This is a genomic window from Pseudomonas sp. B14(2017) (assembly GCF_002113255.1).
Lineage (GTDB): Bacteria > Pseudomonadota > Gammaproteobacteria > Pseudomonadales > Pseudomonadaceae > Aquipseudomonas > Aquipseudomonas putida_Z.
In genome coordinates this window covers 29,366-42,755 of record NZ_NEJY01000012.1, presented here as the reverse complement: position 1 = coordinate 42,755, position 13,390 = coordinate 29,366, and the positions used below count along the sequence as shown (strand labels likewise).

Genomic DNA, 13,390 nt, shown 5'->3' with positions numbered 1-13,390 from the left:
TGCTCGATACTCAGTTTTCGATTAGCCTTAAAAAATGTGGGTGCTCGCTGTAATCAAACGTGGAGTCTACCGTGGTGATTCGCGCTATGATTTTGGTGTGATCGGCTTCGGCTCGTCCTCGATGATATGTCTGATTATTTAGTCGTATACTTTGCAGTAGGAATTGAAGTGCTTCAATGTCGAATAGTTCTAGGTTTGGTTGGATCGAACTTTGAAATCTGAAGTCTGCAGAATTGAAGCTTACGCTTGCGCAGTAATAAGCCGCCATGAGCTTGCAGCAGTTTCTCTGCCACTCTACAGAATCTTCAAACCGGAGGATTATAGTCCAGAGTTCTGAGTCTATCGTTGGATAGTCATCTCCGGTGATCCAAGCTAAAAGATCAGTGTAGTGGGCTTCGAGATTGGGTCGGATGAACCAGCCTAGGACTCTGCTGTCTGTGTCATTCTCGATGTGGTGTGAAATTTTCAGCTGTGCGGCTTCCGGCAGGCATTCGAAAAGCCCAGGGTTTCTGGCTAGATAATAAACCATATAGGTTAATGCATCTCCGCCAGAAGCGATATTTCCGTAAAAGTCGTGGTCGCCTCTAATGGCGTCCGGGATGCGCAAGTGTTGCCGATCGTTGATGCATTCGAGAACGTGTAGGTGAAGTTTGCGATGTTTAGTGCATTCCTCATTATTCAGTTTGAATGTGAATTTCCAGAAGCTTCTATATAGAGCCATCTGGGCATCGGGCTTCAAACGGCGAAGGTATCTGTTTTCAATATATTGATTGACTTTTTCTCGGGTGTTGAGCGCCTCGTGAGACTCTAAAAGATCTGCAAGAAGTTCGTTTATTATTTTGTTTGTATAGAAGGGTGGCTTGATGAGTAGTCCTTCTAATGTATTTCTCAATAAAGCTCTTGTGGTGTCCTTGTTGGGGGAGTGTAGCTCTCGGTCTCTGTTCAATATCGGATGTGCGGAAAGATGTCGTTGCTTCTGTAGACTTCTTAAGTTTTCAATTTCTGGTGAGTCTAGTAGTTCTGTTTTTTTGAAAACCTCTTCAAATAAGGCTATTTCCCAAGCTGATGATGTTGGTTGGGCTTCTTGAGCTGCACTCATCTCATCGAGAATTTGTTTTGCAGTGGTGTCGTTGTAAATGTCTACAAGGTTTTGAAGTTTGTGAACTATGTCGCACACAGCTACAGACCAAAGCATGACAACGGCGGAGCGATAATTTCCATTTTGATATGATGAAATTACTTCTTCGAAGTACTTGCTTGTCTTGGGGGAGTGGATGTCTTTTGAAATATTCTCAATCGAGAAGCTGCTCATAACCACCTCGTATTATGGAATGTTGTAAAGCTTCGACGCAGAAGGCATAGCGCAGGTTAGCGTTGAGGGCAGATTGCCATTGGATACATGAAGAGGGAAGGTGGAGGCGCTGGATTGGTTTGGAAAAATTGGTACAAGCTAAACTAGCAGTGCCTACAGGCCTAGTGGAGTAAGGGCTCCAAGAAAACTATGCCCAATCCATCATCGGCGCTGATCATGTGGCTTCTGTCAGCGGCGTGCTGCTTGCGGGATCGCTCACGCCCGCAGGCGTTCTACCCCGGATGAGATCGCCTCAGCATGGATATCGAGGGTCGCTAACGCGGCCATGACGTTTTCATGTATGTGGACTGAGCCGCGATGGCTCACCCATAGCGAGAGCTCCTCCAGAGCTGCTCTGATTGCGATCTGGTTCAGATGCAACAGCTCACGGGTGTCAGCTGTGGTCGAGGCTTGGTCATCCATGCGCATGCTCCAGATACGAGAATTCTTAGGGCAAATTTAGGGCAAATCCTAGGGCGTGTTAGGCCTATGCAGGCCATCCGCTAAAGCCAGAATAGCCGTTTATGCTGGCCTCCGGAGGCCTATTGAGATCCTCGGGCGGGTTCAAATCCCTATCTCTCCGCCATACAAGATGAAGCCCCTGGGAACGAAAGTTACCAGGGGCTTTTTCGTTGTGTGGCGCGAAGTTGTTTGTAGCGAGCATCCCAATTGCGCGGGCGAGTCTATGAAGACGCGGGGAGCTTCTTGAGCGGCCTGACGGTGAGTTCTACGCCCAAGGCAAGCATCAGCTTCTGAATTGTAGAAAATCGGGTTTTATCGCCGCCCTTCAAAGTTTTGTAGAGAGACTCGCGATTGACGCCAGCGTCTTGCGCAAACTGGTTCACGCCCTTGGCTTTTGCCACTTCACCCAGGGCATGCATCAGGATTTGAGCATCGTTAGCCTTCATAGCCTCTGCCAGAAATGCTGCGATGGTTTCTGGGCTGTCGAGAAACCGGGATGCCTCGAATCGTTTGGTATTGCTCAAGTCCAGATCAAGGATTGGCATGTCTTCAGGGGTGGACTTGTCGCTCATCGTTTTTTACCTCGTACTGCATCAAGGATTTCCTTGGCTCGTTTGATGGCTCTGTGTTGATCCGTTTTATCGCTGCCATAGAGCATCAGGTAGCGGGTTGGGCCCGTTCGTACGAAGTAGATTCGATATCCGGGGCCGACAAACACGCGCATCTCACTGACACCATCGCCAACCGATTCGGTATCACCGAAGCTGCCATTTTCGGCTCTGGCAATCCTTGAGGTGACAGCACCTCTGCCGATTGGGTCTTTTACGCCATCCAGCCAATCTTCAAATTCAGACGTTGTGTCGATCTGATTCGGCATGCATTAAATGTAGCCTAGTGGCTACTCCTTGTCGATGAATGAGTGACCGAGTGGTCCTGCGGAAACGAGGTGGAGGCCATTACGCAATGGTTGGTTGCGCCTAGCCCGACGATCGCCTTCCTGCGTTGGTCTGAATGGCGATGAAGAGACGAGGCTAAGGTGCGGGCTTTGCACTGGCAACGAATACAGCGGGTTTGATGTTTGTTTGGGAAATGGACTACATCGCGATGGAAGAGGTCGCATTACCGCATGGGGCCGGAGCGTATTTGGGAGTGATCGCGACGAGATGCGATGAATGAAGCCCCTGGGTGTTTTGCGTTTCCAAGGGCTTCTTTTTTCTTATTTTTTCATCATCCCCAATTCAGCATCATCCAACAGCGCCTTGGCCATCGCACTCAGGTAATGCGAGGCCCAGATCAGCTTCTGGTCGCCATCCATCAAACCGGTGATGATCAGGTCGCGGACGTAGCCCATCAGTTCGGATGCCTGTTCGCGGGCGTCCTGGCAGGGGATGCCGGGTTCGATGCGGAACAGCGGGTGGGTGTTGTTTTCGCCTTGGTAGAAGCAGGTCTTGCCGACTGTGGTGGGTTGCTTTGTGTCGTCGGTGGGCATTGTTTTTCTCCCTGGAATCTTGGGTGTCTGGGCCGGCCTCTTCGCGGGCGCGCCCGCTCCCACAGGTACGGCGCAGTACTTGAGGGCAATGATTACCCTTGTGGGAGCGGGCGTGCCCGCGAAGAGGCCAGGCCTGCTAGTGCAAAGTTCGTGGCTCAGCCGGTAAATGGGCCTGCATCTGCAATTGCATCAATGCCGACTCGACCAGGCCCTGTACCGCTTCCATTTCATGGATCACGGCCTGCATCACGATCGAACTCGGGGCCGTGGGTTTGAGTTGCACGGATTGGCGGGCCACGAACAGGGCGCAGAGTACGTACTCTGAGGACTGGACCAGGGTGTCTTGCAGAGCCTGGGTGGAATCGAGGGAGTGGGGTGGATCGGGGACCATCTTGCGCATAGTTAGCTCCAGAGTCAGTCGAGCTGCTACGGACTTGCTGTCAAACAAGAGGGTGGCAGCGGTACGCGGGTTGACAGACCGAGGACTCCGGAGACTCGGCGCACACGAGGTGCCCCACGTACTGCCGCCATAACGGGTGTACGTGCACGGAGAAGTTGTCGGCCTGTCAAAGCCGGTCGTTGAGTTGACAACGACAAGCCGAGACTAGAGCGCGACCCAATCCGTCGCAACAGTTTGAGCGGGTTGGCAGTATGTTTGGGAAATGGCCTACAGGGAAGGGGATAATTCTGAGTTTCAGCTGTAGGACCGGGGGCCGCTTTGCGGCCCATCGCGACACAAGGCCGCTCCTACAGGGGATCGCGCACAGGTCCAGCCTGGTGCGATCGCTTGTAGGAGCGGCCTTGTGTCGCGAAAGGGGCGCAAAGCGCCCCCCAGGGCCTTCAGCGCATTGCCGCCAGTTTGATGCCGAACCCCACCAGGCAAGCCCCCGCCAGCCGCTCGAACATATTGGCAATCCGCGGATTGGCGCGCATGCGTTCGGCCAACTGGTGCGTCAGCACCACGGCAATCAACCCGTACAGGAAGGTCACCACTGCCACCGTCGCCGCGAGGAAGCCGAAGGTCACCAGCCCCTGGTGCTTCACCGGGTCGACGAACAGCGGGAAGAACGCCATGTAGAACATGATCGCCTTGGGGTTGAGCAGGGTGATCATCATGGTCTGGCGCAGGTACTGGCCGTTGTCCATGCGGCTGGCCCGCGGCGCGCCTCCGGGTTTGCTCAGCAGCATGCGCAGGCCCAGGTAGGCCAGGTACGCAGCACCGGCCCACTGCACCACGTGGAAGGCGGCAGGGTAGGCCGCCAGCAGGGTGGCAACGCCGGCCACCGCCAGCCACAGCAGCACCTGGTCACCCAGGATCACCCCGCAGGTCGCGGCCATGCCGGCCTTGATTCCGCCCTTGCCGGTGGCGGTGATCAGGGCGAAGTTGCCCGGGCCGGGGATGGCCAGGACGATGATGAAGGCGATGACGAACGCGCCGTAGTCGGTGACGCCGAGCATGGGGAACTCCTGTTGGTGGTGCGTAGGCAGAGTTCAAGACTATCGTTGCCACCGGCCCGCTTTTCAACCGTCTACCAGGAAATTGGAAACAAGCTCTGAATTTTCAGAAGTGCGAGAAATTTCCTACAAGGGCAACTTGTTGTTGCACACGTGCAACCAGCCAGTGCACTTTGCGGCTTGGATCCAATGCCTGGGTTCTGTATCATCCCGCCGCCATCAGAATGATGGCCGAAGATGATTCATTTAAAGGACTTAGTATGAAAAAGCTGTTCAAGGCTACCGTAGCCGTTGCTGTCGTTTCGGGTGTTGCCCTGCTGTCGGGTTGCACTGGCCAGGTTTACAACCAGCCGAAAAACTGCACCTACGACTACCTGTTCCACCCTTCGGTTTCCATCTCCAAGATCATCGGTGGCTGCGGCCCGATCGATAAACTGCCTCAGCAGCAGTAATCTTGGCGGTACCCTGATCGCGACGCTTGCGGCGTGATCCAAGGCCCCCGGTCATGTACATGGCCGGGGGTTTTTGTTTTTTCGCGTGACAATCTGCCACTGAGGCAACCCGTCGCCTTGACGCTCCGGGTGGCAATTTGTTTGTGCTGGCATTTAAGCTACAATCGGAAAAACGATTCAGCCTTGTCGGTCAATTCGACAAAAGGCCGAGTCGTTTTCTGGTTCTCTGGCTGCTGAACAATGATCAACAACAAGCCTGCGCTGCAGAACATGCTTTACCTGGGCCAGCCACAGGCCCGCCCCCTGTTCTCCTGACTGGAATCGATCAATGTTCAAGAAAGCTGGCAAGACCTTGCTGGGTCTGGCTGTCGCTGCAAGCGTCATGCAAGCGCACGCCGCAGAAACCAAGAAAGTAGATGTGCTGCTGGTCGGCGGCGGCATCATGAGCTCGACCCTGGCCGTGTGGTTGCACGAGCTGGAGCCAAGCTGGTCGATGGAAATGGTCGAGCGCCTGGATGGCGTGGCCGAAGAAAGCTCCAACGGCTGGAACAACGCCGGTACCGGCCACTCCGCGCTGGCCGAGCTGAACTACACCCCGGAAGACAAGGACGGCAACGTCAATATCACCAAGGCCATCGAAATCAACGAGGCCTTCCAGATCTCCCGCCAGTTCTGGTCGTGGCAGGTCCGCCAGGGCGTGCTGAAGAACCCGCATTCGTTCATCAACACCACGCCGCACATGAGCTTCGTGTGGGGCGATGACAACATCAAGTTCCTGAAGAAGCGTTACGACGCGCTGCAGGCCAGCCCGCTGTTCCGCCCGATGCAGTACTCCGAGGACCACGCGCAGATCGCCAAGTGGGTCCCGCTGATGATGGAAGGCCGCGACCCTAACCAGAAGCTGGCCGTGACCTGGACGCCAATCGGCACCGACGTCAACTTCGGCGAGATCACCCGCCAGTTCGTCGGCCACCTGAAAACCCAGGAAAACTTCGACCTGAAGCTGTCCAGCGAAGTGCAGGACATCACCCGCAACAAGGACGGCTCGTGGCACGTCGAGTACAAGAACCTGAAGGACGGTAGCGAATCGGCTACCGACGCCAAGTTCCTGTTCATCGGTGCCGGCGGCGGCGCACTGAAGCTGCTGCAGAAGTCGGGCATTCCTGAAGCCAAGGAATACGCAGGCTTCCCGGTGGGCGGCTCGTTCCTGGTGACCGAGAACCCGACCGTGGCCATGCAGCACATGGCCAAGGCCTACGGCATCGCCTCGACCGGTGCGCCACCCATGTCGGTTCCGCACCTGGACACCCGCGTGCTGGATGGCAAGCGCGTGATCCTGTTCGGCCCATTCGCCACCTTCTCGACCAAGTTCCTGAAGAACGGCTCGTACCTGGACCTGCTGAGCAGCACCACCACCCACAACGTGTGGCCGATGACCAAGGTAGGCATCGATCAGTATCCGCTGGTGGAATATCTCGCTGGCCAGCTGATGCTGTCTGACGACGACCGCTTCGAAGCCCTGCGTACCTACTTCCCGAACGCCAAGAAGGAAGACTGGCGCCTGTGGCAGGCCGGTCAGCGCGTGCAGATCATCAAGCGTGATGCCGAGAAGGGCGGCGTGCTGAAGCTGGGCACCGAGGTGGTCGCTTCCGAAGACCGCACCATCGCCGGCCTGCTGGGTGCATCGCCAGGTGCTTCGACTGCGGCACCGATCATGCTGAACGTGCTGGAAACCGTGTTCAAGGAGAAGGTCGCTACCCCTGAGTGGCAGGCCAAGATCAAGCAGATCGTGCCGAGCTACGGCACCAAGCTGAACGACTCGGCGGCGGCCACCCAGAAAGAGTGGAACTACACCGCTGAAGTGCTGCAGCTCGAGAAGCCACCGGTGATCGACGAAAGCGTCGGCACCACGGTTGCACCGAGCCAGCCGGTCGAAAGCAAGCCTGAGAATGACATGGCGCTGTAAGCGGCCATTGTTGTGACAGAAGCCACGGGGGAGACCTCGTGGCTTTTTTGTTGCCTGTACCGGCCCTTTCGCGGGCTCGCCCGCTCCCACAGGTACATCACAGTTCTCGAAAGCTGTGGTGTACCTGTGGGAGCGGGCAAGCCCGCGAAGAGGCCGGTACAGCAGAACCACTGATCTGAAATCTGGGCTGAATCCAATAAAAACATATTTTGATGCTTAAATTAATCTTGTCAGTCGATCTCCCTCCAGGAGGGTGCCGTCATGAACATCAAGATTGCCGCCTTACTGCTGCTCGCCCTGTGCGCCCAGCCGGCATGGAGCCAAAGCTACTCCTACTCCAGCGAAACCCCCGCCGCCAAACCCGCCGAATCTGCTGCAATGACCACGCGCATGGCCCTGCGCGACCTTTGGGTCGAGCACATCTTCTGGGTGCGCAACTATGCTGTCGCCAACCAGGCCGGTAACGCCAAGGAGGCTGAAGTCGCCGCCAAGGAAGTGGTTACCGACGCCACCAGGATCGCCAACAGCATTGCCCCACTGTACGGCCAGCCCGCCGCCGATCAGTTGCTGAAACTGCTGGCCGGCCACTGGGGCGCCATAAAGCACTACAGCGACGCCACCGTGGCCAAGGACAAAAAAGGCCAGCAAGCCGCGGTCAATGAGCTGACCAGCAATGCCAAGGCCATCGCCGCGTTCCTGGCCAAGGCCAACCCGAACCTGCCCGAGCCGACCCTGCTGACGCTGCTCAGCGCCCACGGCGGGCACCACGTGGCCCAGATCGACCAGCTGGCGGCCGCTGACTACGTGGGCGAGGCGCGCACCTGGGCGATGATGCGCGAGCATATCCTGACCCTGTCCGACGCCCTGGCTGCGGCGTTGGTCAAACAGTTCCCGGACAAATTCTGATGCTCGAAGGCCTGGGCCGTACCCAACAGGACCTGCTCCATGCGTTGCTGCTCCAGCCGGCCGGCATGAGCATCGACGACCTGGCGCAGGCCCTGGCCATCACCCGCACGGCGGTGCGCCAGCACCTGGCAGCGCTGGAGCGCGACGGCCTGGTCAAGCGTGGCGCTACCCGGCCCACCGGGCGCCGCCCGGAGCAGTTGCACGAGCTGACCGAACAGGCCCGCGAACTGTTCCCGCGGCAGTACCCGTTGCTGGCCAACCTGCTGATTGCGGAAGTGGCCGGCTTGCTGGGACAGGAGGCATTGCAGGCGCTGATGCGCCAGCTGGGGCGCAAGCTGGCGGCGGACCTGGAGCACCAAGTGGTGGATGAAGCACGCATCGTCGAGCACATGAACAATGCCGGGTACGAGGCGCAGGTGTTCTTCCGCTCGGGGGGCGAGCCGCAGATCGTTGCGCACAATTGCGTGTTCCATCACCTGGCCAAGGCGCACCCGGTGGTGTGCGAGCTGGACCTGGCGCTGATCGGGGCCTTGGGTGGGGCCGAGGTCAGCCATGAGGAGTGCATGCTCAGGGGAGGGCAGGTGTGCCGGTTTGCCCTGGGCAAGAAAGAGAACTGATGTTGCCTGTTCTGGCCCTATCGCCGGCAAGCCAGCTCCCACAGGTACTCCACAGGTCTCAGGAACTGTGGAGTACCTGTGGGAGCTGGCTTGCCGGCGATAGGGCCGGGGCAGGAAAAATCAGCTCTGCCGCAGAATGCAGTCCAGCAACCCGGGAAACCGCTCCCCCAGCATCTCGCTACGCAACGAATTCATATGGGTAGTCCCCACATTGCGGGTATGCACCAACCCCGCATCACGCAGCACGCGAAAATGGTGGGACATGCTCGACTTCGGCCGGCCACCGTCCAGCTCGCCGCAGCTGGCTTCGGCCACGCCCGCCAGGTGGCGCACGATACCCAGGCGCACCGGGTCGCTCAGGGCATAGAGCAGGCGTTCCAAGGTAAGGTCTTCAGAGTTGGGATGTTGATAGGCTCGCATGGTCGTCATGATAACGGGGCTATCATTAATTGCCATAGTTCGATTATGATCGAACTATCGTAATCAGACAGCCCGGGAGCTTGCTCATGTCCGCCTTGTTCGAACCCTATACCCTCAAGGACGTCACCCTGCGCAACCGCATTGCCATTCCGCCGATGTGCCAGTACATGGCCGAGGACGGCATGATCAACGACTGGCACCACGTGCACCTGGCCGGCCTGGCCCGTGGCGGTGCCGGCCTGCTGGTGGTCGAGGCCACTGCCGTGGCACCGGAAGGGCGCATCACCCCCGGTTGCGCCGGTATCTGGAGCGACGCCCACGCCCAGGCTTTCGTGCCGGTGGTGCAGGCAATCAAGGCCGCCGGTTCCGTGCCGGGTATCCAGATTGCCCACGCCGGGCGCAAGGCCAGCGCCAACCGCCCGTGGGAAGGTGACGACCACATTGCCGCCGACGACGCCCGCGGCTGGGAAACCATCGCCCCGTCCGCCATCGCCTTCGGCGCGCACCTGCCACAAGTGCCGCGCGAGATGACCCTGGACGACATCGCCCGGGTCAAGCAGGACTTTGTCGATGCCGCCCGCCGTGCGCGCGATGCCGGTTTCGAGTGGATCGAACTGCACTTTGCCCATGGCTACCTGGGCCAGAGCTTCTTCTCCGAACACTCCAACAAGCGTACCGACGCCTACGGTGGCAGCTTTGACAACCGCAGCCGCTTCCTGCTGGAAACCCTGGCAGCGGTGCGTGAGGTATGGCCAGAGAACCTGCCACTGACCGCGCGTTTTGGTGTGCTGGAATACGACGGCCGCGATGAGCAGACCCTGGAAGAGTCGATCGAACTGGCACGCCGCTTCAAGGCTGGCGGCCTCGACCTGCTGAGCGTGAGTGTCGGCTTTACCATTCCCGACACCAAGATCCCATGGGGCCCGGCGTTCATGGGGCCGATTGCCGAGCGCGTGCGTCGTGAGGCGAAGCTGCCGGTGACCTCGGCGTGGGGGTTTGGTACCCCGCAACTGGCGGAAGCGGCGCTGCAGGTCAACCAGCTGGACCTGGTATCGGTAGGGCGTGCGCACCTGGCAGACCCGCACTGGGCTTACTTTGCGGCCAAGGAGTTGGGCGTGGAGAAAGCCTCCTGGACCTTGCCGGCACCGTATGCGCACTGGCTCGAGCGTTATCGCTGAGGCATAAAAGGGGCTGCTTTGCAGCCCAATCGCCGGCAAGCCAGCTCCCACAGGTACCGCACAGGGCTTGAGGTCTATGCGGTACCTGTGGGAGCTGGCTTGCCGGCGAATGGGCCGCACAGCGGCCCCCGAATCTTAGAACCGATCCAACCGGTAAGCCGCCATATCAGCCCCACTCTCCCTGTCAGCCAACCGCCCCACCCATTCCGCCGTCACCGCCGCCTGGGTCAACCCCAGGTGCTGATGCCCGAACGCCAACAGCACCCGCCCATCACACACCCGGTCGATCACCGGCAACGAATCTGGCAACGAAGGCCGGAAGCCCATCCACGGCGTCGCTCCTTCAACACTCAGGTCCCTCCGGAACAACCCCTTGCTCAAGCGGTGCAACTGCCACGCCCGCTGCATGCTCGGCGGCGCGTCCAGCCCGGCGAATTCCACCGTGCCGGCCAGGCGCAAGCCCTCGGCCATGGGCGTCATGATGAACTTGCGCTCCAGCGATGTAACGGCAAACGGCAAACGCTGATGCTCGCCAGGCAACATCAGGTGGTAGCCGCGCTCGGTGTCCAGCGGCACTTGCTTGCCGGTCAGCGCGCCGGTCAACCGCGCAGAATGCGCGCCACAACTGATCAGCACCTGGCGGGCATCGAGGGTGCCCTGGTCGCTGGCCAGGCTGACCCCACCGCTATGCAGCCGCCCGCCATCGACCTGCGCCTGGATAAAGCGCACGCCACTGGCCTTGGCCGCTTCGAACAGTTCGCACACCACCCGGTAGGGGTCGATGAAGTGCCCGGTACGTGGGAAGAACAGCCCACCCTGCAACGACGGGCTCAGTTGCGGCGCCGCCTCGCGCACGGTGTTGGCCGACCAGAAGTCCACCGGCACCGCCTGCTGTTGCATGCGGGCGCGCAAGGCCTCCAGGGCCTGGCGCGACTCCGGCCGCTCGAACACCAGCAACGAGCCATCTTCCTGGAACAGTTCGCTGCGCCCGATCGAACCCAGCAGCCGCTGCCAGGCACCCAGGCTGCCTTCGTTCAACGTGCGGATGCCGGCCACGCTGCGCTGAAACGGGCCCGGGCGCAGGTTGAGCAGCAGGCGGGTGAGCCACGGCATGGCCTTGGGCAGGTACTTCCAGTCCAGGCGCAGCGGGCCCATCGGGTCCAGCAGCATGCGCGGCAGGCGTTTGAGAATCGACAGGTCGGCAATCGGGAATACCTGCTCGGTGGCCAGGTGCCCGGCGTTGCCGTAGGACGCGCCCTGGCCGGGTGCCTGGCGGTCCACCAGGGTTACCCGGCGGCCTTGGCGGGCCAGTTGCAGGGCACAGGCGACGCCGACAATGCCGGCGCCGACCACGGCGATATCGGTTTCAGCGGTTTCGACCATGCTCAGCCTTCCCGTTTACCGTCGAGCAGGCGCCGCAGTTGCAGCGGGTTGCCGTGTTTCAGCGCCTGCGGCAGCAGGGCATCGGGGAAGTCCTGGTAGCACACCGGGCGCAGGAAGCGCAGGATCGCCGCCGTGCCCACCGAAGTGGTACGGGCATCGGAGGTGGCCGGGAACGGCCCGCCGTGGACCATCGCGTCGCATACCTCTACACCGGTCGGCCAGCCATTGACCAGGATGCGGCCAGCCTTGCGCTCAAGGGTCGGCAGCAGGGCGCGGGCGCTGTCGATGTCGGCATCGTCCAGTTGCAGGGTGGCGGTCAGTTGGCCTTCCAGATGCTCGGCCACCTGGCGGACTTGCTCAGCGTTGGCGCAGGCCACCACCAGCGACGCCGCGCCGAAGACTTCGGCCTGCAACGCCGGGTCGGCGAGGAACGCTTCGGCCTGGGTCACGAACAGCTGCGCCTGGCACTGGTTGGGGCCTTGCCCGGCCTGGCCACTGGCGGCGGCCTGGGCATTGGCGTTTGCGGCCAGGGCGCCGACACCGGCCTGGTAGGCACTGAAGATGCCCGGGGTGAGCATGGTCTGCGCTGCAGCCTGGCGCACGTGTTCGCTGGCGGCGTCGATGAAACGCTGCAACGCCGGCCCCTGGCGGGCAATCACCAGGCCGGGGTTGGTGCAGAACTGGCCGGCACCCTGGGTCAGCGAGGCGACGAAGCCTTGTGCCAACGCCTCGGCGCGGGTCTGCAGGGCGGTGTCGAACAGGAACACCGGGTTGATCGAGCTCATTTCGGCGTACACCGGGATCGGCTCCGGGCGGGCCTGGGCCGCCTGGCACAGCGCAATGCCACCGCTGCGCGAGCCGGTAAAGCCAACGGCCTTGATGCGCGGGTCGCTGACCAGCGCAATGCCCACTTCACGACCGGAGCCGTACAACAGCGAAAACACACCGGCCGGCAAGCCGCACTGCTTCACGGCCTTTGCCACTGCCTGGCCGACCAGCTCGCTGGTGCCCGGGTGGGCGCCGTGGGCCTTGACCACCACCGGGCAACCGGCGGCCAGGGCCGAGGCGGTGTCGCCACCGGCCACCGAGAAGGCCAATGGGAAATTGCTGGCGCCGAATACCGCCACCGGCCCCAGGGCCACCTGGCGCTGGCGCAGGTCGGCACGCGGCAGGGGCTGGCGCTCGGGCAGGGCGTTGTCGACCCGCACATCCAGCCATTCGCCGGCCCGCACCACACGGGCGAAGGTGCGCAGTTGGGTGCAGGTGCGGCCACGTTCGCCCTGGATGCGCGCCTTGGGCAGGCCGCTTTCGGCCACGGCGCGATCGATCAGGGCATCGCCCAGCGCTTCGATCTGCGTGGCGATGGTTTCGAGGAATTGTGCCCGTTGCTCGAGCGAGGTTTCGCGGTAGGCATCGAACGCCGCCCAGGCCAGGGCGCAGGCCTGGGCCACGTGTTCGCCGGTGCCGCCGAGGTAGGCCGGTTCCAGCGCCTGGCCGGTGGCCGGGTCGATGGCACGGATCGCTTCGCGGCTGCCGGTTACCGGCGTCTGGCCGATCAGCAGGTTGCCTGTGAGGGTCATGGAGCCTCCTTTGGAAATTACATGCAGTTGCAAGGGTGTACTGCTTACCCTGTGGGAGCGGGCACTTTCTGAGCCTCGCACTAAACCTGTGGGAGCGGGCGAGCCCGCGAACACCGGCAAAGCCGGTGCCA

Annotated in this window: 15 protein-coding genes; 5 read left to right on the top strand and 10 right to left on the bottom strand. The window is 60.5% G+C overall.

The features are described from left to right. Window positions 1-10 precede the first annotated feature (10 nt). From CAG34_RS13920 to CAG34_RS13890, 7 genes are all read right to left on the bottom strand, one after another. On the bottom strand, window positions 11-1,312 hold the full coding sequence (locus tag CAG34_RS13920; protein WP_085590635.1) for a hypothetical protein: 1,302 nt from the start codon (window positions 1,310-1,312) through the stop codon (window positions 11-13). Between the two features lie 255 nt (window positions 1,313-1,567). Further along, window positions 1,568-1,774: a hypothetical protein gene (locus CAG34_RS13915; RefSeq protein WP_085590633.1), complete on the bottom strand. Its 207-nt coding sequence runs from the start codon at window positions 1,772-1,774 to the stop codon at window positions 1,568-1,570. A gap of 260 nt (window positions 1,775-2,034) precedes the next feature. Then, complete coding sequence (locus CAG34_RS13910) at window positions 2,035-2,385, bottom strand: addiction module antidote protein (protein WP_085590631.1); 351 nt, start codon at window positions 2,383-2,385, stop codon at window positions 2,035-2,037. Then, window positions 2,382-2,690 carry a type II toxin-antitoxin system RelE/ParE family toxin gene (locus CAG34_RS13905; protein WP_085590629.1) on the bottom strand — a complete coding sequence of 103 codons (309 nt, stop codon included), beginning with the start codon at window positions 2,688-2,690 and terminating at the stop codon, window positions 2,382-2,384. Before CAG34_RS13905 ends, CAG34_RS13910 begins: the two co-directional genes overlap by 4 nt. Window positions 2,691-3,029: 339 nt before the next feature. Then, a complete protein-coding gene (locus CAG34_RS13900; protein ID WP_025340252.1) occupies window positions 3,030-3,302 on the bottom strand; it encodes a DUF3077 domain-containing protein in 273 nt (90 codons plus the stop codon). 136 nt (window positions 3,303-3,438) lie between these two features. Beyond that, window positions 3,439-3,702, bottom strand: a complete 264-nt coding sequence (locus tag CAG34_RS13895; protein WP_025340251.1) for a hypothetical protein — start codon at window positions 3,700-3,702, stop codon at window positions 3,439-3,441. Window positions 3,703-4,142: 440 nt separating this feature from the next. Then, complete coding sequence (locus CAG34_RS13890) at window positions 4,143-4,760, bottom strand: LysE family transporter (RefSeq protein ID WP_025340245.1); 618 nt, start codon at window positions 4,758-4,760, stop codon at window positions 4,143-4,145. A gap of 257 nt (window positions 4,761-5,017) precedes the next feature. On the opposite strand from CAG34_RS13890, the gene CAG34_RS13885 reads away from it, so the two are divergent. The 4 genes from CAG34_RS13885 (at window position 5,018) to CAG34_RS13870 (ending at window position 8,698) form a co-directional block, all read left to right on the top strand. Continuing rightward, window positions 5,018-5,209: a YhfL family protein gene (locus CAG34_RS13885; protein ID WP_003254720.1), complete on the top strand. Its 192-nt coding sequence runs from the start codon at window positions 5,018-5,020 to the stop codon at window positions 5,207-5,209. Between the two features lie 328 nt (window positions 5,210-5,537). Then, entirely contained in the window at window positions 5,538-7,175 is a 1,638-nt protein-coding gene (mqo, locus tag CAG34_RS13880; RefSeq protein ID WP_075046052.1) for a malate dehydrogenase (quinone), read from the top strand. 261 nt (window positions 7,176-7,436) lie between these two features. After that, complete coding sequence (locus CAG34_RS13875; protein WP_013973786.1) at window positions 7,437-8,081, top strand: hypothetical protein; 645 nt, start codon at window positions 7,437-7,439, stop codon at window positions 8,079-8,081. Continuing rightward, window positions 8,081-8,698 (top strand): metalloregulator ArsR/SmtB family transcription factor, encoded by a 618-nt coding sequence (locus tag CAG34_RS13870; RefSeq protein ID WP_085590627.1) that lies wholly within the window; start codon window positions 8,081-8,083, stop codon window positions 8,696-8,698. Before CAG34_RS13875 ends, CAG34_RS13870 begins: the two co-directional genes overlap by 1 nt. 120 nt (window positions 8,699-8,818) lie before the next feature. Here the strand turns inward: CAG34_RS13870 and CAG34_RS13865 are convergent, their stop codons facing one another. Further along, entirely contained in the window at window positions 8,819-9,154 is a 336-nt protein-coding gene (locus CAG34_RS13865; protein ID WP_085590625.1) for a helix-turn-helix transcriptional regulator, read from the bottom strand. 50 nt (window positions 9,155-9,204) lie between these two features. Between CAG34_RS13865 and xenA the strand changes: the two genes are divergently transcribed. Then, a complete protein-coding gene (gene xenA, locus CAG34_RS13860) occupies window positions 9,205-10,296 on the top strand; it encodes a xenobiotic reductase XenA (RefSeq protein ID WP_085590623.1) in 1,092 nt (363 codons plus the stop codon). A gap of 135 nt (window positions 10,297-10,431) precedes the next feature. Here xenA and CAG34_RS13855 read toward each other — a convergent pair whose 3' ends face one another. Further along, entirely contained in the window at window positions 10,432-11,679 is a 1,248-nt protein-coding gene (locus tag CAG34_RS13855; RefSeq protein ID WP_085590621.1) for an FAD-binding oxidoreductase, read from the bottom strand. Window positions 11,680-11,681: 2 nt separating this feature from the next. Beyond that, entirely contained in the window at window positions 11,682-13,259 is a 1,578-nt protein-coding gene (locus tag CAG34_RS13850) for an aldehyde dehydrogenase (NADP(+)) (protein ID WP_085590619.1), read from the bottom strand. Window positions 13,260-13,390: the final 131 nt, after the last annotated feature.